Source organism: Collinsella aerofaciens (assembly GCF_039752775.1).
Taxonomy (GTDB): Bacteria; Actinomycetota; Coriobacteriia; order Coriobacteriales; family Coriobacteriaceae; genus Collinsella; species Collinsella aerofaciens_R.
In genome coordinates this window covers 107,619-129,822 of record NZ_JBDMGT010000001.1, presented here as the reverse complement: position 1 = coordinate 129,822, position 22,204 = coordinate 107,619, and the positions used below count along the sequence as shown (strand labels likewise).

Annotated in this window: 26 protein-coding genes; 3 read left to right on the top strand and 23 right to left on the bottom strand. The window is 67.1% G+C overall.

The features are described from left to right. Positions 1-16 precede the first annotated feature (16 nt). The 20 genes from ABHR63_RS00590 to ABHR63_RS00495 all read right to left on the bottom strand — a co-directional run bounded on the left by ABHR63_RS00590 (position 17) and on the right by ABHR63_RS00495 (position 17,806). Positions 17-1,618: a C40 family peptidase gene (locus tag ABHR63_RS00590; protein ID WP_346964605.1), complete on the bottom strand. Its 1,602-nt coding sequence runs from the start codon at positions 1,616-1,618 to the stop codon at positions 17-19. A gap of 2 nt (positions 1,619-1,620) precedes the next feature. Further along, positions 1,621-4,098: a VirB4-like conjugal transfer ATPase, CD1110 family gene (locus ABHR63_RS00585; RefSeq protein WP_346964604.1), complete on the bottom strand. Its 2,478-nt coding sequence runs from the start codon at positions 4,096-4,098 to the stop codon at positions 1,621-1,623. Further along, positions 4,067-4,492, bottom strand: a complete 426-nt coding sequence (locus ABHR63_RS00580; RefSeq protein ID WP_073293314.1) for a PrgI family protein — start codon at positions 4,490-4,492, stop codon at positions 4,067-4,069. Before ABHR63_RS00580 ends, ABHR63_RS00585 begins: the two co-directional genes overlap by 32 nt. A 12-nt stretch (positions 4,493-4,504) precedes the next feature. Further along, on the bottom strand, positions 4,505-4,720 hold the full coding sequence (locus tag ABHR63_RS00575) for a hypothetical protein (RefSeq protein ID WP_006234636.1): 216 nt from the start codon (positions 4,718-4,720) through the stop codon (positions 4,505-4,507). Between the two features lie 84 nt (positions 4,721-4,804). After that, on the bottom strand, positions 4,805-6,508 hold the full coding sequence (locus ABHR63_RS00570) for a VirD4-like conjugal transfer protein, CD1115 family (RefSeq protein ID WP_430392738.1): 1,704 nt from the start codon (positions 6,506-6,508) through the stop codon (positions 4,805-4,807). A 110-nt stretch (positions 6,509-6,618) separates the two neighbouring features. Continuing rightward, a complete protein-coding gene (locus ABHR63_RS00565) occupies positions 6,619-7,170 on the bottom strand; it encodes a hypothetical protein (protein ID WP_346964602.1) in 552 nt (183 codons plus the stop codon). Positions 7,171-7,226: 56 nt separating this feature from the next. Further along, positions 7,227-7,760: a hypothetical protein gene (locus tag ABHR63_RS00560; protein ID WP_033500213.1), complete on the bottom strand. Its 534-nt coding sequence runs from the start codon at positions 7,758-7,760 to the stop codon at positions 7,227-7,229. 201 nt (positions 7,761-7,961) lie between these two features. Then, positions 7,962-8,750, bottom strand: a complete 789-nt coding sequence (locus ABHR63_RS00555) for an ATP-binding protein (RefSeq protein WP_073293320.1) — start codon at positions 8,748-8,750, stop codon at positions 7,962-7,964. Positions 8,751-8,764: 14 nt separating this feature from the next. Next, positions 8,765-9,280, bottom strand: coding sequence for a hypothetical protein (locus tag ABHR63_RS00550; protein WP_073293322.1), 516 nt, complete (start codon positions 9,278-9,280; stop codon positions 8,765-8,767). Positions 9,281-9,284: 4 nt separating this feature from the next. Continuing rightward, entirely contained in the window at positions 9,285-9,533 is a 249-nt protein-coding gene (locus tag ABHR63_RS00545; RefSeq protein WP_273354874.1) for a helix-turn-helix transcriptional regulator, read from the bottom strand. A gap of 78 nt (positions 9,534-9,611) precedes the next feature. After that, positions 9,612-9,830 carry a helix-turn-helix domain-containing protein gene (locus tag ABHR63_RS00540; protein ID WP_073293326.1) on the bottom strand — a complete coding sequence of 73 codons (219 nt, stop codon included), beginning with the start codon at positions 9,828-9,830 and terminating at the stop codon, positions 9,612-9,614. A gap of 738 nt (positions 9,831-10,568) precedes the next feature. Next, the gene (locus ABHR63_RS00535) at positions 10,569-10,988 is read right to left on the bottom strand and encodes a YjdF family protein (protein ID WP_117648540.1); all 420 of its coding nucleotides are present in this window, start codon (positions 10,986-10,988) and stop codon (positions 10,569-10,571) included. Between the two features lie 504 nt (positions 10,989-11,492). Next, positions 11,493-12,455, bottom strand: a complete 963-nt coding sequence (locus ABHR63_RS00530; RefSeq protein WP_075844146.1) for an Abi family protein — start codon at positions 12,453-12,455, stop codon at positions 11,493-11,495. Positions 12,456-12,568: 113 nt separating this feature from the next. Continuing rightward, positions 12,569-13,195 carry a hypothetical protein gene (locus tag ABHR63_RS00525; RefSeq protein ID WP_346964601.1) on the bottom strand — a complete coding sequence of 209 codons (627 nt, stop codon included), beginning with the start codon at positions 13,193-13,195 and terminating at the stop codon, positions 12,569-12,571. After that, entirely contained in the window at positions 13,183-14,580 is a 1,398-nt protein-coding gene (locus ABHR63_RS00520; RefSeq protein ID WP_195568505.1) for a HAMP domain-containing sensor histidine kinase, read from the bottom strand. The genes ABHR63_RS00525 and ABHR63_RS00520 overlap by 13 nt, the downstream gene beginning before the upstream one ends. 26 nt (positions 14,581-14,606) lie before the next feature. Next, positions 14,607-15,269, bottom strand: a complete 663-nt coding sequence (locus tag ABHR63_RS00515; RefSeq protein ID WP_006234624.1) for a response regulator transcription factor — start codon at positions 15,267-15,269, stop codon at positions 14,607-14,609. Positions 15,270-15,314: 45 nt separating this feature from the next. Continuing rightward, on the bottom strand, positions 15,315-15,503 hold the full coding sequence (locus ABHR63_RS00510; protein ID WP_040358725.1) for a hypothetical protein: 189 nt from the start codon (positions 15,501-15,503) through the stop codon (positions 15,315-15,317). Then, positions 15,496-16,311, bottom strand: a complete 816-nt coding sequence (locus ABHR63_RS00505) for an ABC-2 family transporter permease (RefSeq protein ID WP_050766095.1) — start codon at positions 16,309-16,311, stop codon at positions 15,496-15,498. Before ABHR63_RS00505 ends, ABHR63_RS00510 begins: the two co-directional genes overlap by 8 nt. Continuing rightward, complete coding sequence (locus ABHR63_RS00500) at positions 16,311-17,081, bottom strand: ABC-2 family transporter permease (protein ID WP_161160558.1); 771 nt, start codon at positions 17,079-17,081, stop codon at positions 16,311-16,313. The genes ABHR63_RS00505 and ABHR63_RS00500 overlap by 1 nt, the downstream gene beginning before the upstream one ends. Continuing rightward, the gene (locus tag ABHR63_RS00495) at positions 17,078-17,806 is read right to left on the bottom strand and encodes a lantibiotic protection ABC transporter ATP-binding protein (protein WP_195568509.1); all 729 of its coding nucleotides are present in this window, start codon (positions 17,804-17,806) and stop codon (positions 17,078-17,080) included. The genes ABHR63_RS00500 and ABHR63_RS00495 overlap by 4 nt, the downstream gene beginning before the upstream one ends. A 458-nt stretch (positions 17,807-18,264) precedes the next feature. Between ABHR63_RS00495 and ABHR63_RS00490 the strand changes: the two genes are divergently transcribed. After that, entirely contained in the window at positions 18,265-18,714 is a 450-nt protein-coding gene (locus ABHR63_RS00490) for a hypothetical protein (RefSeq protein WP_195568511.1), read from the top strand. A 208-nt stretch (positions 18,715-18,922) separates the two neighbouring features. On the opposite strand, the gene ABHR63_RS00485 is transcribed toward ABHR63_RS00490, so the two are convergent. Continuing rightward, positions 18,923-19,342 (bottom strand): YjdF family protein, encoded by a 420-nt coding sequence (locus ABHR63_RS00485; RefSeq protein ID WP_195568513.1) that lies wholly within the window; start codon positions 19,340-19,342, stop codon positions 18,923-18,925. A 308-nt stretch (positions 19,343-19,650) separates the two neighbouring features. Here ABHR63_RS00485 and ABHR63_RS00480 point away from each other — a divergent pair, with 308 nt between their 5' ends. Beyond that, the gene (locus ABHR63_RS00480) at positions 19,651-19,881 is read left to right on the top strand and encodes an ATP-binding protein (protein ID WP_195568515.1); all 231 of its coding nucleotides are present in this window, start codon (positions 19,651-19,653) and stop codon (positions 19,879-19,881) included. Positions 19,882-19,893: 12 nt separating this feature from the next. Here ABHR63_RS00480 and ABHR63_RS00475 read toward each other — a convergent pair whose 3' ends face one another. Next, the gene (locus tag ABHR63_RS00475) at positions 19,894-20,334 is read right to left on the bottom strand and encodes a MerR family transcriptional regulator (protein ID WP_195568516.1); all 441 of its coding nucleotides are present in this window, start codon (positions 20,332-20,334) and stop codon (positions 19,894-19,896) included. Between the two features lie 268 nt (positions 20,335-20,602). Between ABHR63_RS00475 and ABHR63_RS00470 the strand changes: the two genes are divergently transcribed. Beyond that, complete coding sequence (locus ABHR63_RS00470; RefSeq protein WP_238057657.1) at positions 20,603-21,370, top strand: carboxymuconolactone decarboxylase family protein; 768 nt, start codon at positions 20,603-20,605, stop codon at positions 21,368-21,370. Here the strand turns inward: ABHR63_RS00470 and ABHR63_RS00465 are convergent. Next, entirely contained in the window at positions 21,345-22,193 is an 849-nt protein-coding gene (locus ABHR63_RS00465) for an SIR2 family NAD-dependent protein deacylase (RefSeq protein WP_195568520.1), read from the bottom strand. The genes ABHR63_RS00470 and ABHR63_RS00465 overlap by 26 nt on opposite strands. Between the last annotated feature and the right edge of the window lie 11 nt (positions 22,194-22,204).

The following is a 22,204-nucleotide window of genomic DNA, read 5'->3' as shown; positions in this document are numbered from 1 at the left end:
CCTGCATTGGTTTCTCCTATCTCGCGGTGAGCGCGCAGCTGAAGCTGCCGATGCCGCTCGCCATGCGGCACACGTCGCCCGTTCGCGGCTCGTGTATGTACCTGTCGTCGCCGATGTAGATGGCCACGTGGCCCGAGCGGTAGAGGATGTCGCCGGGCTTCGCCTCCGAGAGCGGTATGCGCCTGAGCTCCTCGTACTGGGAACCCGTGTAGTGGCTTATGCGGATGCCCGCCTGCGCGTAGCAGTATTGCGTGAGTCCGCTGCAGTCGAGCGCCTTGCCGGGGGTCGAGCCTCCCCACACGTAGGGCACGCCGAGCTGGCTGTACGCCGCCTCGACGATCGCGTTCCCGCTCGCGGATGCGTCCTTCAGGTCCTCGACCGTCATGGAGTCGAACCTGTAGAGGCCCCATTGCGCCATGATCGACTTCAGGGACTCGACGTAGGACGAGTCGGTCGCCCAGCCGGCGTCCTTGAGCCCCTCGGCCATCCTGTCCGAGTCGCGCCTCTCGATCGCCTCGCGGATGAGGGCGTTGCCCGAGTAGCGCTCCGCCTGCAGGAAGACCCTGCTGCGGAAGCGGATGCACTCGGCGTCGCCGGTGAAGCGGATGAAGCTCGCCGTGATCTGGGTGTGCTCGCCGGGCACGTACTCCTCGCTGGTGGCCCAGTTCGCCTTGCCGGCCACCTCGGGGCAGCCAGCGTAGCCCGACCACCACTTCATGCCGAAGAGGTTGTGGTCGCGTTCTGCGAGCTGGCTCATGCGGTCGCCCTGGCCGGACTCCTGGATGATCTGCGCGATGGTGCAGCCCGCCGGGTGCCCGTACTCCTCCTGGCACTCGAGCGCCGCCTCGACCATCTCGTAGGTGATGTAGGGCGGCAGCCCCTCGAGGCCCCGCTTGGAGGCCGCGTCGTCCCAGAAGCCGAACAGCGCGCTCAGCAGCTGCGCGACGGCGAGCGCGCAGGCGACGAAGGCCACGATGCCGGCCACCGCCCCGAGCAGGGCGGGCGCGGCGCCCGAGACCGCGCCCGCGATCGCGGAGGCGGCGCCCTTCGACCCCGCGGCGCGGGCCGCCTCGCCCGACGCCTGCGCGGCCGCCTGGGTCGCCTGGTGCTTGGCCGGGGCGGTCGCGCCGGCTGCCTCGGGGCCGCGCGCGCCTCCCTTTGGGGCGCCGAGGGCGGTCGCCGCCTTGCGGCTGCTCTGGGCGGCTTTCTTCGCCTTCCTCTGCCGCAGCCTTCCCGCGGCCTTCTCGGCCGCACGCCCCGCGTCGTACATGCCCGAGGCGCCCTCGAGCTCCTCCGAGTCGTCGAGTTGGGAGACGGCCTCCCGGGCGATCGCCAGCTTCGTCGCCTCGACGCGCGAGCGCATCGCGGCCGCCGCGCGCCGGTCGCCGGCGGGTTGGGACAATTTGTCCCCGAGCCCGCCTTCCGGGGCGTCGGGCCTGGATGGGCGCCCCTTCGCCGTTGCGGCGGGGCCTCCCGCCTCGTCGAGCGGGCCGGCGCCCTCCGAGACGTTTCCCAGGGCGTCGCGCTCGGTCTCCGCGACGTCGCCCGCGGTGAGCACGTCGCGGCGCCGCGCCCCGACCACCTCGAGCATCCCGCCGCCCTCGCTCGGGACGGCCATTCCTATTCCTCCGCCTCTCGCGCCGCCCGGCGCATCTCGCGCTCGGCGACCTCTGCGGGCTTGGTGTTCCACAGGTCGTAGAGCGGGCCTTTCGGGAAGTCGTCGGTGATGGGCACGCGGATCCCGGCGCTGATGAGCAGCCCCTCGCCAGGCTTGACGGCGTCGCCGATGTAGCCGCGCTCCGTGGCGGAGAGCTGGAGCATCTCCGCCCATGCGTCGAGGTCGGCGGTGGACTGCTTGTGCAGCAGGAAGAACTCGGAGTTGAGCACCATGTCGCGGGCCTCGGCGTTGGCCAGCATGTGGCTCGTGTTCTGGCTGATGCCGGTGCAGATGAGGCCGAACTTGCGCCCCTCGCGCCACAGGCGGGCGAAGTACTCGACCACCGTCGGGTGCGCGAAGAGGCTCTGCACCTCGTCGATGTAGAGCCAGGTGTAGTTGGGGCGCGGCGGCGTGACCATCACGCGGTTGCGCACCATCTCGAGCGCCGTGATCATGCCGAACACGCGCATGTTCTGGCCGAGGCCGTGCATGTCGATGTTGGTGATGCGGTTGTCGAGCGCCACGTTGCTCTGGCCGTTGAAGAAGGAGAACGCGCCCTTCACGTAGCGCTCGTAGCGCAGCGCGATGTCGGCGGCCTCGGACTCGGGCTGAGCGAGCAGCGCCGCGTGGAAGTCGCCGAGCGTGGGCAGGCGGCCGTCCCTCGCGCACTCCCGGTACGCCTCGCCGACGCAGCGGGCGATGATCGAGCGGTCGCGCTCAGGCAGGCCCTCGCGGCCCTCGGCCATGAGCGCGCTCGAGAGCGCGAGCACCGCGTCGGTCTTGTACGCGAGCTTGGCGGCGTCGGCGCGGTCCGCGACGTCGGCGGTGTCGAGGGGGTTGAGCACCGCCGAGCATCCCGGGGCGAGCTCGACGTTCGCGCCGCCGAGCGCGCCGACGAGGTTGCCGTACTCGCCGGCCGGGTCGAAGATCACGACCTCGTCCTCGGGGTGCGCGAGAACGGTGTTGGTTATCTCGCGCTTGACCGAGAAGCTTTTGCCCGAGCCGGGCTTGCCGCACACGAAGCCCATGGGGCTCGCCAGGCGCTTGCGGTCGCACAGCACCAGGTTCCCGCTCTCCTTGGACTGCCCGTAGTAGCCGCCGCCCGCCTCGTCGAGGCTCTGGCTGGCGAAGGGCATCTGCATGGCCACCTGCCCCGTGGTGAGGTAGCGGCTCACGGTGACGTGGTTGTCACCGAGCGGGAGCACCGAGTTGAGAGCCTGGCGCTGCCGGAAGTGGAGCGGCTCGAGGCCGATCGTGCAGCCCTGCGCGACGCTCGTCACCTGCTGGACGCGGCGGTCGAGCTCCTCGAGGCTGTCGGCCCAGGTGTAGACGAGGCCCGTGTAGACGAACAGGCGCTCGGACTTGTTGCGCAGGAAGTCGAGCAGCTCCTCGGCCTCCTCCTTCGAGAAGCGCAGCTCGGGCGGCAGGATCTGGTAGTCGTAGCCCTTCTTCACGGCGCTCATCTGCTCGTCGATGATCTCCTTGTCCATCCAGTCGATCTGGCGCTTCACGAGCGCGAGCGCCTCGCTCTGCGCGATGGGCTGCACGTGCAGCGTCACGTTGAGCGGCAGCGGCAGGTCGATGATGGAGGCGAGGTAGGTCTCCTCGATGACCGACCCGAAGCTGCGCACCGCGAGCACCGCGCCGTAGCGCTCGTCGCTGCGGAAGCAGTCGGACCTGCCCTCGGGCTTGAAGTCGAGCGTGGAGGGCATGACGAAGTCCTTCGTGCGCGCTCCCGACGTCGGGGACAATTTGTCCCAGGAGAACTCGAAGCGCGACCCCGGGCGCAGCTGCCCCTGCAGAAGCTCGAGCCTCTCGACGCCGTCGAGGGCGCGCGACGAGCAGCGTATGCGCGCGAGCGTCTGTTCCACGTCGCCCCGGATGCGCGCGAGCTTGGGCACCGCGGCGTCGACGTCGTCGGCGCCCACGGCGTAGGTCAGGTAGCGGTGGCGCACGAGGTTCGAGACGCCCTCGCGCATCTTGTCGTTGAGGATCCGGTTGTACTCTTCGGCGAGCCCGGCGGTGGCGCGCTCCCCGGGCTCGAAGAAGACCTTGCGGCCGACCTCGTCGGCGGGGATGGGCGCGTTCACTACCTGGAGCTGCACGTGGGAGTCCGCCGGGAAGTAGTTGAACAGCGAGCTCATCACGGTGAAGGCCGTCTCGCGCGCCTCCTTGCGCGCGGACTGGTAGCTGATGTCGGAGAACTCGACCGTCTGGCTGAACACCCCGGGCATCACCTGGGCGATTCCGTCCCTGTACATGGCGTCGTAGCCGACGTAGGCGGCCATCTCGCGCGAGCGGTCGCGCTCCCGGCGGCGCCTCTGCCGCTCGGCCTCCGCGCCCTTCGAGGCGTCCTTGCGCCCGCCCGTGCCGCCGAGGAGCAGCCCGAGGGTGCTCGGGCGCTTCGGCCTATTCTCCTTGTTGCTTCTTGCTCGGCTCATAGAGCTCGGCTCCTTTCTTCCTTGCCCTGCGCCTCGCGCGACGTCCCGGGCGGCCCGGGCGCGGCGAGCCCTCGGGGAGGCTCCCGGCGAGGCAGGGCTCGTACGCGAGCAGCTGTGGGGAGAGCTCGTGTGCCGCCAAAAGCGGCAGCAGCTCCTCGGCGCGCATGCCGAAGGGCCGCCAGAACCCGGCGAGCCAGAACGGCATGCTGCAGAGCATGATCGGGAAGGCCGCGTCCGCGACGTCGGCGTGCAGGCCCAGGTGGACGAAGGCCGCCGCCCCGACCGCGCTGCCGAAGCCGAGCGACACGCATGCGAGCGTGCGCAGGCTCATCTTCCCGACGATCTTCTCCTCGTACTCGCCGATGTCCTTCTGCACCGGTATCCTGAGCGCCATCCGCGACGCCCCCTATGCCGGCAGCCAGGACGTGTCCAGCTGACCGAAGTAGACCGACGCGGCGATGATGATCGCGCCGCCGGCGATGGTGGATATGGCGGTCGCGATCTGCGGGCCGCCCTGCTGCTCCCTGATGGCCAGGCCGAGCGAGACCGCTCCCCACACGACCAGGAAGCCGCCGAGGAAGGTCACGCAGCCCGACACGAGCTTGATGACGTTTGCGAGCATGCTGCTCTCCTTTGCTTTCGGTTGACGATGTTCCTTGCTGTTCCTCCCCCGCGGCGGGGGAGGCCCGCGCCCGCCGCGGCCCCGTCACGAGTTGCCTTCCTTCTGCCTGCGGTACTCCGCGAAGTCGAACGGGCCGCGGCGCGCGGCCTCCTCGAGCAGGCGCGAGCGCGGGTGGCGCTCGAGCCGGTACTTCCGGTCCATGAGCGGCATGCACCCGTTCACGAGCACGAGCGCGTCCTCGCGCGGCATGCGCGCCACCTCGGCGGGCTGTATGAGGTCGCGCTCGGAGATGCCGCGGTTCACGGTCCGGGTCCAGCCGGCGCCCCGCGAGTCGCTCTGCGTCTCGCTCGCCACCGTCTGTTTGCCGGCCATCTTGCTGATCTCCTCGTTGGTCTCGTTCGCCTTTCCGCCCAGGTAGAGCAGCGTGTCGCAGGCGTTCACGATGGTCTCGGCGTTGTTGTCGCCGTAGGTCTCCTTCAGCTGCGAGAGAGACTGGGCGATCATCGAGACGGCGATGTTCCGGCTGCGGGTGACGGCGATGGTCCGCTCGAAGTCGGGTATGCGCCCGATGTTGGCGAACTCGTCGAAGACGAAGTGCACCGTTGTGGGCAGCGAGCCGCCGTGCGCCTCGAGCGCCTCGGCGCAAAGCGCGCTCACGGCCGTATCCATGAGCAGGGCGAACAGGAAGTCGAAGGTCGAGTCGGTGTCGCTCATAGACGCGAAGAGCGCGACCTTGGCGCCCTCGTCGCCCATGTGGGCGAGGTCGAGCTCGTCTTTGGAGGTGAGGTCGCGCACGGCGCGGATGGAAAGCGGCTTCAGGCGGACGTTGCAGCTCGAGAGCATCGACTTCATGGTGTCGCCGGCGGCCACGCGGAACTCGCGGTAGCTCGCGAGCGCGAAGTCGTCGGGCGGCGCGGGCTCGCGGACCTTGACCCACTCCCACGCGCCGTCCTCCTCGGAAAAGCCGCGCAGCGATCCGCCCTCCGCCGAGGCGCCGCCGCGCCTGACGTAGCGCTCGCCGGTCTCCAGCTCGCGGAACACCATGTCGAGCGGGCTCATGTAGCCCGGGTCGTCGCGGGCGTCGGCGAGCGAGAGCAGCGTGAGCAGCCCGTCGAGGTTTCGGTCGGCGGGCTCGCAGTGCATGACGAGGTAGGCCGTGAGCGCGGTGTAGACCAGGCGCTCGGCCTTCTCCCAGTAGGGGTCGCCTTTGTGGTCGGCCTCGCCCTCGGTGTTGGCGACGATGCCGCGGGCGAAGCGGATGACGCCCGCCTCGTCGCGTATGTAGGCTATGGGGTTGAAGCGCATGGAGCGCGTGAAGTCGATGGTGTCGAACGCGCGGATCTCGTAGCCGAGCTCCGCCAGCGCGCCGCCCATCTCGCGGATGAGCGTGCCCTTCGGGTCGGTCACGAAGAAGCTGGCGTTGGCCTGCAGGAGGTTCGGCTTGACGTAGTAGCGCGTCTTGCCGGTGCCGGGTCCTCCCACCACGAGCACGTTGTCGTTGGTGTCGGTGGAGAGGTCGAACCTGCGGCTCACGAGGCGGATGCGTGCGTTGTCGGTGAGGATGATGTTGTTGTCGGGGTCCTTGGGGTCGCCGAAGGGCGCGATGTCCTTGCGCGTGGCCCACCTGGAGCTACCGTGCTCCTCGCCGTCGCGCCGGGCCCCCTTGGTCCCCAGTGAGCGGGCCCAGGCGAGGAGCGCGCCGCACGCGCAGGCGGTCCCGGCGCACAGGGGAACCGCCTCCGCGGAGAAGACGCGCCCCGCGCGGAGCGCCGCGGGGATCGCCGCCATGGCGGCCTCCGGGTCGAGGATCGGGTTCGCGCCCGACGCCGCGATTGCCGCGGCCGCGAAGTCTCCCGCGGCGAACGCCGCCGCGGCCAGCGCGGCCGCCGCCTGCCACCTCATCTCTCGGGCCCCTCGATCTGGCGCGGGCCGCGGTCCCGGCCGATGCCCTGGCTGTGGGCCCTCGACGCCTCGCGCGCCCGCTCGGCGCGCTCCGCCAGCCGCTCGGGCGCCTGGCGCCTTTCGGCTATCTCGGAGAGCCGCTCCCTTGCGCGATCGGCGGCCTTGCCCGTCTCTTGCTCCAGCTGGCGGAAGGCCTCGTCGACCTCGGGGGCGTCCTCCACCTTGAAGAGCAGCCAGTCGCGGCCCTCGCTGGGGATGATGTGGTGCTCGACCGACGCGGCGCGCAGCTTGTCGGAGACGACCTCCTTGATCGTCGCGTACTCGGGAAGCCCAGAGAGCTCCTCGAGGCTGAGCTTCGCGTAGGTCGGCGCGCCGTCGGCCGCGATGGCCTCGGCGCGCCCGCCGGCGATGGTCCCGCGGATTCCCGCGAGGCGCTCGGAGAGCTCCCTCGCGCTGCGCGCCATTGCCTCGGCGCCGGCCTCCTGGCCGATTCTCAGCATCCAGTCGAGCAGCTTGCCGCCCGCCTCGTCCCCGTAGTCGCTCGCCATCCCGCGCCTCCCTTCCAGTCGAGATGAAAAAGGGCGCCTTCGCGCCCCGGTCGTCCCTATTCGGCCCCGACGGCCCTCTCGCGCGCCATTGGGGCGCGGGCTTCCTGCCCGGCGTGCGCGCGGCTCGCCTCGCGGGCGGACGCGGCGCGCTGCGCCAGCGGCTCGGGAGCCTTCTCGTGCAGATGGGCCCACTCGCCGCTGCGGCACTGCTCCGGCGTCGCCTCGCACATGTCGCGCATGGCGCGCTCGAACCGCTCGGGCTCCTGGGCGATGGCGCCGAAGCTCCAGCTCTCGAAGCCGGTCCACGCGTCGCCGTCGCGCTTGAGCGTCCACCACTCGTCGCCGCCGTTCACCTGCTGGATGAACGCGAGGTCGCGGTAGCAGAACCCCTGGCGTATGGCCCAGTTGCCCGAGCCGAGCGCCTCGCGGAGCCTGTCGACGCTGTCCGTGCGGGAGAACTCGTAGGGGTACTCCTCGAGGAACGGGTCGTCCTGCCAGTCGAAGCCGCCGACCTTGAGCCAGCCGTTCTCCTGGCACTTCTCCACGAGCCCGTCGTGCTCGCGGCCGGTTATCCTCTCGAAGCCGTCCATGGGCCCTCCGCCTTTCGTTTGTTGTTTGGCGGGCGGCGTCCTCGCGATGGGGGCACGGTGCGAGTCGGAGCAGGCGTGCGTGCCGGCGCGTCGGCGCCGCCCAAGACGTGTATAGCGATTTCGATTGCGGCGGCGACCGGGGCCGCCCGCGATGGGTCGAGCTGGGTCGAGCCGTCCGCGCCTCCACGGGAAGCGCACAAGCTAGCCGAGCCGGCGCCTGTCCCTTCCGCCCAGGTAGACGGGCCTGCAGGTCTGGGAGATCCTGCTCGCGATCGCCTCTGCCGTTACGCGCTCGCCGCGCCTCGCGAGCCTGTCCGCCAGCGCGCCCGGCGCATAGTTCGACGTGACGATGGTCGGGCGCATGTCCTCGTAGCGCGCGTCGAGCACGCTGAACACGGTGCCGACGGACCATTCCGTCGCGTCCTCCTTGCCGAGGTCGTCGAGCACGAGGACGTCGCACTTGGCGTACCGCGCGACGGCCGCCTCGGTGCCGCCCTCGTCGAACGTGGCCTTCACGCGCTCGAGCATGCCCTTGGCCGTCGTGAAGGCGACGTCGTAGCCGGCCTCGGCGAACAGCCTGGCCATGGCGGAGGCGGCGTGCGTCTTTCCGGCGCCGACGCCCCCGTGTATGTAGAGCCCGGCGCCTCCGTTGCCGGCGAACGAGGCGATGTACTCGGCGAACTCGGGGCGGTCGGCCTCGGCGGCCCAGTAGCGCCTGGGGATGCCCGCGCGCGCGAGCGCCTTCTCCCGGCGGGCGGCCTCCTCCTTGGCGGCGAGGGCCGCGCGCCTTCGCGCCTCGGCCTCCCGCTCGCTGGTTGCGCCCTCGCACGGGCAGGGGGCGCTGGAGACCCAGGCGACCCTGCCCGCCAGCGCTGCGCCGAGCGGTTCGAGGGCGGCGCCGCAGTGCGGGCACGCCCTCGGCTCCGGCTCGTCGAAGGAGAGCCCGGCGGCCCGGGCCTGCTCCAGGGTGATGAGTCCCGCTCGGTCCATCGGGCGCCCCTTCCTTATCTTCTGAAGTCCTTGTTGTCCCTTTTGCTTATTGGGTGGCATATCGTCAGGGGTTTCCCTGTCATTTCGTCAGGGGTTCGGGCTGCGAGCCCTGACGGTTCGTCATCCTTGTTCGCGGCGAACCCTGTCATTTCGTCACCCTTTCGCGCCGGGAACCCTGACGAATCGTCAGGGGTTGCCAACGCTCCGGGCGGCAGCCTCTCGCGCACGATGCGGTATCGCTTGGTGGCATGCCCGCGCGCCGGGGCGTGCACGCCGCACTCCTCGATGAGGCCCTGGTCGAGCAGGTTGCGGATGGCGCGGTGGACGCTGCGCTCCTGCACGTTGAGGAATCGGGCCAGGCCGCCCTTGCTCTCGAAGTAGCCGCACCCGGCGTCGCAGAAGCCGAAGATGCGCGCGTAGACGAGCAGGGGAAGGCCGGAGAGGCCGAGGTCCGCCATCATGAAGTGCCGTACCGTCGCGAACTCGCGCGGGGAGGGGCCGTCGCGCCCCCTCGGGCCTGCGGCCGCCATGGCGCTAGCCCCTTCTTGGCGAGCCGACGACGCTGTTGCGCTCGACCCATGCGACGAGCTCGTCGTGCAGCACGATGCCGTCGCGCGTCTTGCCGCCGATGTAGCGGATCGGGAACGGGTCGTCGGGGTCCTTGGCGAGCCGGTACATGGCGTCGCGGCTGATGCGCAGCATCGCGCACGCCTCGTCGGCGCCGAATATCGCGTTTGTCGATGTGATGAGCCTCACCTGGCTCCTGCTAGTGCTCTTGGTCATGGTCGTCCTCGAGCTCCTTTCGTCTCGAGGCTCCCTCGCGTGCCCGGCCGCGGGCGGCTCCCGGGGCGGTCGCCGCCGTCATTTCCTGCCGCTCCTTGACTCGATGTAGGCGTCCACTGACGCCCTCGAAACCAGGAGCTTCCTGCCGAGCCTGTACGAGTCGATCTCTCCCGACCAGATGAGGTCGTACGCCTTGTTTCGGCTCGCCCTCATGTACTGCTGCATCTCGATCACCGTCATCCATTCGTCGCGGCCCTGGTTGTTCTCGGGCGCGGCGCATTCGGCTGTGCGTGCCATGGTTCCTCCAATCTTCCCGTGCGGCACCGTGCGGGCACACCGCGCGGCACAGTGTCCCTTTTCGTCTGCGCGACGATTGAACCGCCTGCTGGCGCATCGCGCGCATGACGGGAACGGAGACGGGTCGAGGTGGGTCGAGCTGGTCGGGCCTCCACGAAACGGCCATGAGCCGCGTGGCTTAGCTCTCAGCTAAGTCCCTGAAAAGTAAAAGGCGCCCATGCGGGCGCCTGCCTAGGAGCGATGTTCGTTCGGTTGTGGTTGGAATGCTTCTCTTCCGCGGTGCTGTCGTCCGGGGTCCGGCATCTGTCGTTCGCCTCTTCTGTCGTGTTTGATGTTGTGTGTTATGCGAGCGACCTTGCGCGGGCCTGCCGGCCCGTTGCCCCAGGTGCACCCGGGTAAATGGTACCCATCCGTTGGAACATGGACATCGCGGGAGGGCTGTTTGGGCAAGCTAGGATGGATGAGCGGCGGGGTTCTAAATGCAATAATTCGAGCTAAAGGGCCTTGTACTCTCTTTTGTAAAACGCGAGGGTGCAATAAACTCGACGATCCCCCTGAACCTTTTCTGAACGAATCAGCTCTTAGGCGGTATGACGCGACACGCATCGGTAGTGCTCGGACTGGGTTAGTCATCGAGTGGGTATAGAACATACGTTCTGTATAACGTTATAGCACCAGGTGGCAGGCGTAGTTTCAATCGAAGCTACGCCTGCTGCTATATATGGGTTGATGGTGGTATCAATGACCGCGATGCTTCTGTTTGCGCTTCAGTTTTCGCTGCTCGAAGCGCGCCTCCGCCTCATCCGCGCGACGCTGGCTTCTTGCTTGAGCCGATTCCCGCTTCATCGTCTCCCGCTGATTCGCGAGCGCCTGCTGCGCCTTGGTGCTCATCGCCGGCTGCTTGAGGGCTTTCGCCGCCTCGCGGGCGCGTCTCTTGGGGTTCTTCGCGGGCTCGCTCGCCTCGGACGGATCGTCACCGAAGAACGCGAGCTTCGCCCATTTGCTTGTAACGAATCGCAGGATCTCCTCATCGGACGGTTCTGCGCCGAAGACGATGCGGGCGACGCCGTACCTGCCGTCCTCGACATGCTCCGCCAGCCCGACCCAGAATTGGCCGTCGTGATATACGGTCAGGGTGGACGACACGCTGATCTGCATGGCTGGTTCCTCCTTTATGTAGATGACCATGCAGAGAAGGGACAACCAAGGAGGCAGGTTACTGATGCGGACTCCCGCACGCCCACGACTACCCGACGGGGACTGTGTTTTCATCTCTGGTGCCCGCATTGTAGCACGCGCGGATTCACGATGTTGATTGCCGGCGCCTAGACGGAGATGAAGGCGGTTCGATCTAGGTCAAGCCGGTCGCTCGTTCATGAAGCGGCCGATTCCCTGAAAATAAAAGGCGCCCACGAGGACACCTACAGGCTATCTTCGAACTACTTGGTTGGGGCAGACGGAGGAAAAAAATAGGGCAGAATCGCTCTCACGATCCCGCCCCGCAAACCCGAGGGTTTCTAACTGGCTCCATTATTCCGGGCTTCTCAGTTCTGTCATTGACCCAGGTATCATCCGTCTCCTATAGCGAGTGAATATAAAAATAGGGCAGAGTCGCTTGCGCAAGTCCGCCCCTAAAACCGTGAAGGTTTTGCTATCTGCAGGCTATTCTACCAACCCGAGCGATTCTGTCAACCTGCGAAGGAACTCGAGCGCGGAGCGAGCTGCGGCGTCGGGCCCCTTGTCGGGCAGCGCCTCGGTTTCGCCGTCGGCCCTGGCGAACATCTCGGCGAGCTCGGATGCGGCGCGCGAGCGCGAGGAGCCCTCGGGTACCAAGCCGGAGTGCGCCACGAGCACGGTCGCGACCTCCTGCATGGCCGTATTCCCCATCCACTTCCTCCTGGTCGCCTTGGGAATCCCCACGGCGGCGACCCTTCGGGAGACGCCGCTGGACGCCGAGCCCCGGGCGGCGCCCCTCTCGGCGAAGCAGTTGATCAGGCACGAGCCGTGCGCGGCGCAGTTGCGGACGGACTTCACGCGCTTGAGGTCGTAGTGGGAGGCCTCGAGGCGCCTGTCGCCCCATCGCCTGGCGCAGAAGCGCACGAAGTCGATGAGGGTGCCGAACGAGGTGAGCTCAAGGAAGGCCCAGGCAGGCATGTCGCCGGAGTACTTCGCGTAGAGGCTCGAGCTGTAGGGGCTGCGGCCGCTCATCTTGAGCTCGCGCAGGCGGTACTCCCTGTTTGCAGTGGTAAGCGATGCCATGTAGTCGGCCACGATGGCGTAGCCGTCCTCTCCACGGTCCTCCATCTCGCGAAGCAGTGTCACCTTCTGGAAATGCTCGATGTCGAGCGTCATGCCGAGCAGGGCGTGGCGCAGCTCCTGGTCGAGCGCCGCGAGCAGGCGCAGCTGGCCGAAGTCGAGGTCTACGTAGCGGCCGTCGCGCGGGCCTCCCTCGTATTTCGAGAAGAGTTTGCGGTAGGATGCGAGCTTGAAGAAGTTGCACTTGTCGCGCAGGTAGTCCGCGGCCTCTTCCTCGGAACACAGTTCGAAGGCTACGCCCTTCTGCTTGAGGTGCTCTATCTGCTGCTCGATCGTGAGGATCGGCTTCCTATCGTGGGGTTCGGCCATGCTCGGTCTCCTGTCATTGATTTGAGAATCCTATTCTACCAGCATGTTTGCCCTGAATCCTGAAGGCCCGTTCGCCAACTCATAAGCAAGCCACCTGAGACTACTCACTTTGTTCACGAATGGCGAAGACCTGCGACCTGGGGTTTTGCAAATGGCGCGCAAGCCACCCGCGTTAATTCACTTGCGATTGCAGCTGGCGGCTTGCGGGCAAAAGGGCGGTTGAGTTTCAAAACGGGCGTTTTCGGCGCCATCGAGCATCCAAAGGCGACCCGCCGCGCACTTTGGGACAAAAACAAAAACTCAAAGCCCTGAGTTTGAAAAAAGTTTTTGAGGTTGTCCCAGCTTTTGTCCCCGAAGCCGACGAAACGCGACATCGCGTCATTCGGCGGCACGCGTTCCGTGTCGATGCCGAAAACTGGGTGTAACTGGAGTGACGGGACGGAAGAACCGACGCCATCGAGTGGGAGTAGGCTGACAGGGTTCTGACCTGCACTTTTGAGTGCCGCACTGTGCTCCTGAGTTTCGTTTCGTACGAGAGTTACGGCAAAGCCACCAGCGATAATGGTGAGTAAATACGATAATCTAGCCTCTGTTTCCGCGTCGGAACGGAGGCTTTTTCTTTGCCTTTTTACTCCCCCCCTTTTACCTGCGATTTCGCGATTTACTCCCCGTGTTTCAAGATGGAAGCGTTTGGTTGCGAGGCGCTCCGGTGTGAGGGCCTGAGTCGTCAGGCCCCGCACAGGGGGACCGCGATGGTGGCCACCGCGCCGCCCGAGGGGCTGTTGGCGAGCGAGACGGAGCCCCCGTGGGCGCTCGCGGCCTCGGCGGCGGCGTGGAGGCCGAGCCCGTAGTGGCGGCCTCCGTCGCGCGAGGAGCGGGAGGAGTCGTCTGTGAAGAGGCGCTCACAGCCGCGTTCGAGGGCGGCGGGAGAGAAGCCCGGTCCGTCGTCGGCCACCTCGATGACGAGGTGGCCGCCCTCGACGTCGCAGGAGACCGCCACGCGCGAGCGCGCGTGCTCGGCGGCGTTGGCCACGAGGTTCGCGGCGGCTCGCGCCAGGGCGGTTCGGTCGAGCGGGGCCTCGGGCGCGCCCGCGACAGCAGGGCCCGTGGTCGCGTCGAGCGTCACGCCTCGCGCCCGGGTGATCTGGGCGGCCTCGGCGAGGACCTGCTCGCAGAGCTCGGCCGGCCGCATGGGGGCCCTCTCCGCCCCGCCGGACCCGCGCGAGGCCTCGATGAGCAGGCGCACGTAGCCGTCGAGCCTTTCGACACTGCCGGCTATGTCGCGCGCGGCGGCCGCGAGGTCGGCGTCTTTCTCGTCTTCCAGCTCCTCCGCCACGAAGTCGGCGTTGGCGCGCAGCACGGTGAGCGGCGTCTTGAGGTCGTGGGCGAGCGACGCCACCTGCTCGCGCTGCCCCCGCTCCGCGGCCCAGCGGGCCTCGAGCGACTCGGCGAGGGAGGTCCGCATGGCGTCCATCGCGGCGAGGACGTCGTTCACCTCGCGCACGTTAGTGCTGCCGACCGCGAAGTCGAGATCCCCCGCGCCGACGCGCCCCGCTGCCTCCGCGAGCGGCGCCATCTTGCGCGAGATCACGCGGCTCGCACGGCGCGCCACGAGCGCGAGCGCGAGCGCGCTTCCCGCAGCGGCGCCGACGAGCATGAGGTTCTGTGGGTTGGGAAGCAGGCCGGCGAGCCCGCGCGAGACCCACTGCGGCAGGTACTCGCTGACGAGTGCGCAGGCCCCGCCGCCCTTGAGCGGGAACGCGGCGTAGGTGAGGCCCGAGCCTCCGCCCTCGATCTCCACTGTGCCCGGATCCGCGGCGAGTGCCGCACGGGCCATTTCCGCCGCGCCCTCGAGCCGCGTGCCCTCGAGGTCTGTCATCAGCACGTATCCGTCCTTATTCAGGATGAGGTAGCGGTACGCCGTCGGCACGTCCTGCTGCCCGCAGACGCCGTCGCGTGCCAGGCCCTCCGCGACCTCGCGCGCATTGGCCGGCCCCCAGCTTGCCTCGTAGACGAAGCCCGCGTTGATCGCCGCGGAGAGCGCCATGAACGAGGCGAGCCACGCCGTGGCGACCGCCGCGAACGCGTAGGCGAAGTAGCGCGCGATGACGAAGGAGAGCGGCATGCCCCCGCGACCTCGCGCCCCGGTCCTCAAAGCTGCCACTTGTACCCCATCCCCCAGACGGTCGCGATCGGATCGGCGCCGGCCTCGGAGAGTTTCCTCCGGGCGCGGCTGACCTGCATGGATATGGCCGCGTCGTCGGCGTCGCTCTCCCAGCCGAGCACCGCCTCGCGGATCTGCGCGCGGCTCATGACCTGCCCGGGGTGGCGGGCGAGGTACTCGCAGATGGCGTACTCGGTGGGCGTGAGCGGCACGGCCTCGTCGCCCACGGCGAGGCCGCGCGCCCCGAGGTCGATCCGCACCTCCCCGAAGGAGAGGGCGTGCGAGCGCGGCCGGCGCTCACGGCGTAGATGGGCCGCGACCTTGGCGCGCAGCTCCGCGGCCCCGAAGGGCTTGCGGACGTAGTCGTCGGCGCCCAGGCCGTAGCCGGCCACGGCGTCCTCCTCGGCCACGCGCGCGGTCAGGAAGATGATGGGCCCGTCGAAGTCCGGGCGGATCTGCCGCACGAGCTCGAAGCCGTCGAGCCCCGGCATCATGACGTCGCAGAGCACGAGGTCGAAGCGCGAGAGGTCCGTCCCCGGGACCGCCGTCGGGTCCGCTGCCTTGACGACCTCGTGGCCGTCGCGGCCGAGGACGCGCGCGAGCGCGTCGAGGATCGCCCGCTCATCATCCACTGCCAGTATCCTCGCCATGTTCGACCTCCTGAAACTCCCGTCGGCATTGTACTTGCGCCGCGCTCAGCGGTCCAGAGCCCCGCGCGCAGCCGCGGGCGCGGGCGCCCACATGGCGATCTCAGGGTTGGGCAGCACGCGGTCGGCGATCGAGCGCGGCGCCGACCCCCAGCCGGCGTCGAGCAGGGCATTCCCGCCCAGGACGAGCGCTGCGGAGAGGAGGGCGAGCACGGCGGCGAGCGGCTTCCTACGCATCTGCCCTCCCGTCCTCGAAGCGGCAGAACCAGGCGAGAAGGACGGCGGCGGCTGCCAGGGTGAGCACGAGGCCAGCGAGCGCAGTCGTGAGGAGAGGGCCCGCCGCGCGTGCGGCGTCGATGAAGGCCTCTACCCCGAGCGACCCCAGGCGCGCGGGCCAGGCGAGCGGCACCCAGCTCAGGGGTGTCGCCAGGGCACCGGTGAGCTCGCCGGTCATGAGGCCGTGCGCAAGTCCGCCCACTGAGAAGAACGCGAGGAGCATCCCCGCCGCGCCGGCGCCGATAGCGGCGTTGCGGCCGAGGCGCAGGGCCACGCCGAGCCCCAGCGCGTAGAGGGGCAGGCTGCCCAGCACGATGCCCGCCCAGGCGGCCGCAAGCGGAGCGGGCCCGAGCGGCAGGCGCCCGGCGACGGCGAGCACGGCCCCGAACACGCCGAGCGCCACGGCCAGCGCGCCCGCGCCGAGCACCGCAAGGGCGAGCAGCTTCGCCGCGACGGCGCGCCCGCGCGAGGGGACCGCCGTGAGGTTGGCGAGGCGCCCGGCAGCGCGCTCCTCGTCCACGGCGAGCCCGCAGACGATGGCGGACATGAGCGGCATGAGGGCGCCGAGGAACTGGGCGTAGGCGTCCGCGCCCAGCGCCGGGTCCCATCGGGTTACGGAGAAGTACTCGCCGCAGGCAAGACCGGCTGCCAGGCCGCAGACGAGGTGCACAGCTGCGAGCGGGGAGCGCGCCAGGCGCAGGGCCTCGGAGAGCAGGGCCCGCGGGAGAGTCATGCGCGGCGTCGGGTCGGGGAGTCGTGTCATGGCCATCACCTCTCCTCGGAGCGCGCGAACCAGGCCGCGCCCGCCGCCGTGAGCGCGGCGAACGCGAGCGCGCAGACCGCAAGGCCCGCCAGTGTGAGCATGCCGTCCGCCGCGAGCGCCCCGCCGAGCGCCATGTCCGCCGCGAGTGGCTCGCCGCTCGGCAGCACGGGGATGAAGCTCGTGGGGATGACCATGCTCGCCGACGGCGGAAAGAGCTGCGGCAGCGGCACCAGCGACCAGGCGAACCCACCCACGAGCTGCGCGGCGAGCGGGCAGAAGATGCCCGCGAGCATGCCGAGCCGCGCCGTGAGGAAGAGCCCTGCGGGGATCATCCACGCCGCGGTCACCGTGTTGGCGAGCGCGCAGAGGAGCATCGTGAGCGTGCCCGCGGCCGTGAGGCCCTGCGAGGAGAACGCCGAGCCCGCGAGGTAGATGCCGAAGACCACGAGGTTCGAGAGCGTGCAAAGCGCGAGGCACCAGAGCGCCTTGGCCCACCAGGCGCGCCCGAGCGGGAAGCCCAGGCCCAGAAGCCCCCGCATCCGCGTCCGCGCGTCCGCCCGCGCGACGCACGCCACCACGAGCGAGAGAGCCACGGGCAGGAAGAGCGCGTACCAGTAGTTCCACGCGCTGAAGATCTGCACGCCCCGGTAGGGCATCGCGCCGAGCAGCGGCATCGGCAGCGCCATGAGCACGGCCAGGCGAACCGGTGCCGCGTGGCGCGACTTCAGGGCCTCGGCGCGCAGGCCCGCGAGCAGGCCGCCTTTCTCGCCCGTCATGCCGCCACCTCCCCGCGCGCTCGACGCCCCTCCCGGCAGACGCTCATGAAGAGTTCCTCGAGGTCCTGCCCGGGCCGAAGCGCATCCTCGTAGGCGAGGCGCCCCCCGTAGATGATGCCGATGGTGTCCGCCATCTGCTGCACCTCGGAGAGGATGTGGCTCGAGACGATCACCGTCGTGCCCGCCGCCGCGAAGCCGCGGATCTGGTCGCGCAGCTCCTCGATGCCGATGGGGTCGAGGCCGTTGGTAGGCTCGTCGAGCACGAGCAGACGTGGCCGGGCGATCAGCGCCAGCGCGAGCCCCAGGCGCTGCCGCATGCCCATCGAGAAGCGCCCGGCGCGCTTCTTCCCGGTGTCCGCGAGGTCCACGGCGGCGAGCACCTCATCTACGCGGCTCTCGGGAAGGCCCAGCAGCGTGGTGCGCACGCGCAGGTTCTCGCGCGCGGTGAGGTTGGGGTAGAGCGGCGCCTCCTCGATGAGGCTGCCGATTGCGTAGAGGTCCTCGCGGCGCCAGGCGTGCCCGGCAAAGAGGATCTCCCCGACCGTCGGCCGCAGCATCCCGCAGATCATCTTGAGCGTTGTCGACTTGCCGGCGCCGTTGGGGCCGAGCAGCCCGTACACCTCGCCCTCGCGGATATGAAGGCTCACGTCGGCTACGGCGTCCTGCGCCTGGTCGCCACTGCCGAAGCGCTTGGTGAGCCCGCGCGTCTCGAGCATGTAACCCATGGGTTCGTCCTTTCTCTTCCGGGTGCGCGGGCCGAGTCGCCGTGCCCGTGCGCCTTACCTTTCGGGTTCACCATCCATGGTGGGGCGCGTTTCTAACGAAGCTGTAACGGCCGTTGGGCTCTTTTGGCGCCAGCCCTTTTCGACCCGTACGCCACTCATGGTATGTTTATCGCGATAACAAGGACGGAGGTGCCCGTGGCACGCAATAAGTACCCGGAGGAGACGGTCGAGAAGATCAGGGGTGACGGCCCAGCGAGTGTTATTTTGCGAGCTAGGCGCATCGAAAGCGACCTTTCGTGGTATAAACTACTTGCCGGAAGCCGCGGCTTTCAGAGTACGGCTTACGTGTACGTTTAACCTCCGTGGGCGACGGGGTGCCGCAAGGCGTAGAATATCGCCCACCTGTAGGGGCCTGCAGCGATGCGGGCCCCGCTTCGTATGAAGGGGGGGCGCAACCGATGAAGATCGTATCCATCTCCCAGGACTTCTTCGACCTCGTCGATGGCGACCGCGAGCTCATGCTTAAGCACAATCGCCCCTGCATCGTGGTGGTGAGGCTGCGTTTCCGCGGAAAGCGCAGGGACTTCGCTGTGCCGCTGCGTTCCAACATCGCCCCTAACGTGCCCAAAGACCAGTACTTTGCGTTGCCACCCCGCCCCACGACGCGCCCCGGCTGCCGCCACGGCATCCACTACATCAAGATGTTCCCCATAACCAAGGCCCACCAGCGCCGCTTCAGGACCGAGGGCTCGGCCTACTACGAGACGCTCCAGCGCATCATCGATGGCAACACCAAGCGCATTGTCTCCGAGTGCCAGGCATACCTTGACCGCTACGAGCGCGAGGGAAGGCCTCGCTTTGCCGTCGACATCGACCGCATCGTGGGGCTGCTGGAGGGCGAGAAGTAGGGCATCTCGGCTCAGTCTCGAGCCATGCGGAGTCGCTCCGCATTTTTGAACGCCGCGTGTGCGTCCCAAATACTTGAGAAACAAGCTGTGAAGTGCGGTGGCGCGCCCGTGCCCGTGCATAGCCGTCACCATCAGCGTCTACGCGGCGTCGGCTTCAAGTGGAACTGGCGCCGCTGCTGTATATGGTTTGCCTTGCTGCAAATGGCGATCAATGCCCGCGATGCTTCTGCTTGCGCTTCAACTTTCGCTGCTCGAAGCGCGTCTCCGCCTCATCCGCGCGACGCTGACTTCTTGCTTGAGCCGACTCCCGCTTCATTGCTTCCCGCTGTGCCGCGAGCGCCTGTTGCGCCTTGGTGCTCACCGCGGGCCGTTTAAGGGCTTTCGCTGCCTCGCGAGCGCGCCGCTTGGGGTTCTTCGCGGGCTTGCTTGTTTCGGTGGCCTTGTCGCCGAAGAACGAGAGCTTCTCCCATTCGCTTGTAACGAATCGCAGAATCTCCTCATCGGACGGCTCCGCGCCGAAGACGATGCGGGCGACGCCATACCTTCCGCTCTCGACGTGCTCCGCCAGCCCGACCCAGAATTGACCGTCGTGATATACGGTCAGGGTGGACGACACGCTGATCTGCATGGTTGGTTCCTCCTTTATGTAGATGACCATGCAGAGAAGGGACAACCAAGGAGGCAGGTTACTGATGCGGACTAGCGCACGCCCACGACTACCCGACGGGGACTGTGTTTTCATCTCTGGTGGTTGGATTGTGGCACGTGCGAATGCGCCCGGCATCGCTGCTGACATGGCGCTACTGGGATTCGCTCCTCGATGCATCCTTGTGTACATTGCCTTCTCGGTTTCGAAACTTTAGAAATAATCGAGTTTCGAAACCGAGAAGGAGTGGATTATGGCTTGGGTAGACCGCAATACGTACCGACTCCACCGTGTTGGAGAGGCTGGCCGAGTACATGATGGACAACTCCGGCAACCTCAACTCGCCCAACAACATCGCCAACGTCCTCGACGCCAACAAGGTTCCCACCAACCACGTCATCGTCGGGCGCTACATCTCCTACCTCCGTGACGCCTTCGTCTTCTATGAGGCGAAGCGCTACGACATCAAGGGAAAGAAGTACATCACTAACCGAAGAGGACTCCTCACCGAATTCCCTTGAGATCGGTCGGCATTATCGAGCGTGCGCGTTCTCGTAGGCGCCTTTGATTTCTTCCGGCAAATTGTCGGGAATCAGCGCTTCCAGCCTATCCTCGCTGCCATCTTGAATCGCCTGCTCGTAGTACCAGCATTTGAATCTCAGCATATCCAGCGCACGGTTCATGTTCGCGATTTCCGACTCCATGTGGGCCTTCCGCTCCTCGAACATGGCCTTGCGCTGGGGGTAAGTGGACGGGCCCTCCGCACACCATTCCATGAACAGACGGATGTCCTTGATCTCCATCCCCGCTTTCTTCAGACATTCGATGACCCGAAGCGCCTCGAGTTCCGTATCGCCAAATTGGCGAATGCCGGACGTCCGCTCCAGCCCCGGGAACAATCCCTGCTTGTCGTAATACCGCAGCGTTGAGGCGGGCAAGCCGAACATTTCCGCCACCTGTCCGATTGTGTACATGGCCCCTCCGAATAAATCTCGAATTCATTCCTTGACCTAAAGTTAGGTTTAGGTATTACCTTCATTCTCGTCAATACAAATCGGTAGCGCAAGGGGTGGTCCGTAATGGGCAAAACGGTTTTCGCCGGCGGCGTGAACGGCGTGGGCGAAATCGCTGGGCACCCTGCTCTTGAGCAGGCGCGACGAATGGGCATGGGAATCTAGGCGGGCCACTTGGCCATGCGTAAACAGATTCGTGTCCAGAACCATCGATAGGAGGAAATCGATCATGGCAATTAAACAGACGGCGGGCAGAGACGCCCTGGGGGATTTTGCCCCCAAATTCGCTCAGCTCAATGACGATGTGCTGTTCGGCGAGGTGTGGAGCCGAGAAGATGGGCTTTCCCTTCGAGACCGCAGCGTGGTGACGGTGGTGGCCCTAATGGCGCAGGGGCTGACGGACTCTTCGTTCCAATATCATCTGATGTCCGCAAAGAGCAACGGGGTGACCAGGGCTGAGATAGCGGAAATCCTTACGCATGCGGCGTTTTACGCGGGATGGCCCAAGGCGTGGGCGGCCTTTCGCATGGCGAAGGAGGTCTGGGCGGACGAAGATGACGGCGCCGACGCAAAGGCCCGACACCAAAACGAGATGGCCTTTCCCATCGGTGCCCCCAACGACGCATTTGCGAAGTACTTTATCGGGCAAAGCTACCTCGTGCCCCTTTCCACCGAGCAGGTCGGCATTTACAACGTTACGTTCGAGCCCGGCTGCCGCAACAACTGGCACATCCATCACGCCAAAAGCGGTGGCGGACAGATCCTCGTCTGCGTGGCTGGTCGAGGGTTTTATCAGGAATGGGGCAAACCGGCACAGGAGCTGCGCCCTGGCGATGTAGTAAATATTCCCGCGGGCGTAAAGCATTGGCACGGAGCCGCGCCCGACAGCTGGTTCTCCCATCTCGCGCTGGAGGTTCCGGGTGAGGAGACCTCCAACGAGTGGTTGGAGCCCGTGGACGACGAGGAATACCTTACAGCGACTGACAAGGAGGCTTAAATACCTTCGTCACCCGCGCCGCCGCGAGCAGCGTGCGCAAATCGGCCCGAATCGCCTCCGCCTTGTTTCCGAGCTGCAACGGGGCCGAGTCGCCCGAGATGTTTACGCTCAGTAGGTGCGCATCCGGTAGCTTTGCGGTCATGCTCCAGAACGGGAGCGTGATGATGCCGGGGGTCATCTCGCCCACGCCGAGCTCCAGCAACAGCACGCGGCTACTACCACGCTCGCGCGCGAAGTGCTCATATCGTTCGAGGCCCTTGCGCCATGCCGTGCCCTGCAAAAACGTGTCGTCGCGCACCCACGGCACAAGCTGCCAACCGCAGTGCGGGCATCGGGGGACATTCTCGCTGCGGATCTCGAACCCCGCCATGCCTGCGAGCATGCGCTCGACGTAGGGACTCGCATCGAAGATCTCGTCGCAGCATGGTTGCTTGCACTGAAGGTGTGCGAAGCTTCCCTGATAGTTGCAGGTCCTCTCGGCAGGAAACGTCTTCTCAACCTGGGTGTCCACATTGGTGCTCAGGATGAAGTAATCCTTATGGCCGATGAGGGACCGCAGGTCGAGATAGGGTTGTGAGGCCGGCTCGCGCAGCATGAAATCGATGTATCGCGCGTAGTAGGCCCATTGCTGCTCGAGGCTGGGGTAGAGGTGATAGAAGCCGTCGAAAAGGCTCTTGAAGCCAAAGGCTTTCTGCCAGTCCGCCATTCCGGCACACGTCATGCCCGCATGGTTGTAATGGTTGAACCCGGCGGCGCTCGACATACCCGAGCCGATGCCGACGATGATGGCGTCGGCATCGTCGATGAGGCTTCGAAGCCTCATCGCTTCTCTTT

Coding starts and splice junctions, on each gene's coding strand:
- ABHR63_RS00590 (WP_346964605.1), bottom strand. CDS start 1,618: ATGGCCGTCCCGAGCGAGGGCGGCGGGATGCTCGAGGTGGTCGGGGCG.
- ABHR63_RS00585 (WP_346964604.1), bottom strand. CDS start 4,098: ATGAGCCGAGCAAGAAGCAACAAGGAGAATAGGCCGAAGCGCCCGAGC.
- ABHR63_RS00580 (WP_073293314.1), bottom strand. CDS start 4,492: ATGGCGCTCAGGATACCGGTGCAGAAGGACATCGGCGAGTACGAGGAG.
- ABHR63_RS00575 (WP_006234636.1), bottom strand. CDS start 4,720: ATGCTCGCAAACGTCATCAAGCTCGTGTCGGGCTGCGTGACCTTCCTC.
- ABHR63_RS00570 (WP_430392738.1), bottom strand. CDS start 6,508: ATGGCGGCGATCCCCGCGGCGCTCCGCGCGGGGCGCGTCTTCTCCGCG.
- ABHR63_RS00565 (WP_346964602.1), bottom strand. CDS start 7,170: ATGGCGAGCGACTACGGGGACGAGGCGGGCGGCAAGCTGCTCGACTGG.
- ABHR63_RS00560 (WP_033500213.1), bottom strand. CDS start 7,760: ATGGACGGCTTCGAGAGGATAACCGGCCGCGAGCACGACGGGCTCGTG.
- ABHR63_RS00555 (WP_073293320.1), bottom strand. CDS start 8,750: ATGGACCGAGCGGGACTCATCACCCTGGAGCAGGCCCGGGCCGCCGGG.
- ABHR63_RS00550 (WP_073293322.1), bottom strand. CDS start 9,280: ATGGCGGCCGCAGGCCCGAGGGGGCGCGACGGCCCCTCCCCGCGCGAG.
- ABHR63_RS00545 (WP_273354874.1), bottom strand. CDS start 9,533: ATGACCAAGAGCACTAGCAGGAGCCAGGTGAGGCTCATCACATCGACA.
- ABHR63_RS00540 (WP_073293326.1), bottom strand. CDS start 9,830: ATGGCACGCACAGCCGAATGCGCCGCGCCCGAGAACAACCAGGGCCGC.
- ABHR63_RS00535 (WP_117648540.1), bottom strand. CDS start 10,988: ATGCAGATCAGCGTGTCGTCCACCCTGACCGTATATCACGACGGCCAA.
- ABHR63_RS00530 (WP_075844146.1), bottom strand. CDS start 12,455: ATGGCCGAACCCCACGATAGGAAGCCGATCCTCACGATCGAGCAGCAG.
- ABHR63_RS00520 (WP_195568505.1), bottom strand. CDS start 14,580: ATGCCGCTCTCCTTCGTCATCGCGCGCTACTTCGCCTACGCGTTCGCG.
- ABHR63_RS00515 (WP_006234624.1), bottom strand. CDS start 15,269: ATGGCGAGGATACTGGCAGTGGATGATGAGCGGGCGATCCTCGACGCG.
- ABHR63_RS00510 (WP_040358725.1), bottom strand. CDS start 15,503: ATGCGTAGGAAGCCGCTCGCCGCCGTGCTCGCCCTCCTCTCCGCAGCG.
- ABHR63_RS00505 (WP_050766095.1), bottom strand. CDS start 16,311: ATGGCCATGACACGACTCCCCGACCCGACGCCGCGCATGACTCTCCCG.
- ABHR63_RS00500 (WP_161160558.1), bottom strand. CDS start 17,081: ATGACGGGCGAGAAAGGCGGCCTGCTCGCGGGCCTGCGCGCCGAGGCC.
- ABHR63_RS00495 (WP_195568509.1), bottom strand. CDS start 17,806: ATGGGTTACATGCTCGAGACGCGCGGGCTCACCAAGCGCTTCGGCAGT.
- ABHR63_RS00490 (WP_195568511.1), top strand. CDS start 18,265: ATGAAGATCGTATCCATCTCCCAGGACTTCTTCGACCTCGTCGATGGC.
- ABHR63_RS00485 (WP_195568513.1), bottom strand. CDS start 19,342: ATGCAGATCAGCGTGTCGTCCACCCTGACCGTATATCACGACGGTCAA.
- ABHR63_RS00475 (WP_195568516.1), bottom strand. CDS start 20,334: ATGTACACAATCGGACAGGTGGCGGAAATGTTCGGCTTGCCCGCCTCA.
- ABHR63_RS00470 (WP_238057657.1), top strand. CDS start 20,603: ATGGCAATTAAACAGACGGCGGGCAGAGACGCCCTGGGGGATTTTGCC.
- ABHR63_RS00465 (WP_195568520.1), bottom strand. CDS start 22,193: ATGAGGCTTCGAAGCCTCATCGACGATGCCGACGCCATCATCGTCGGC.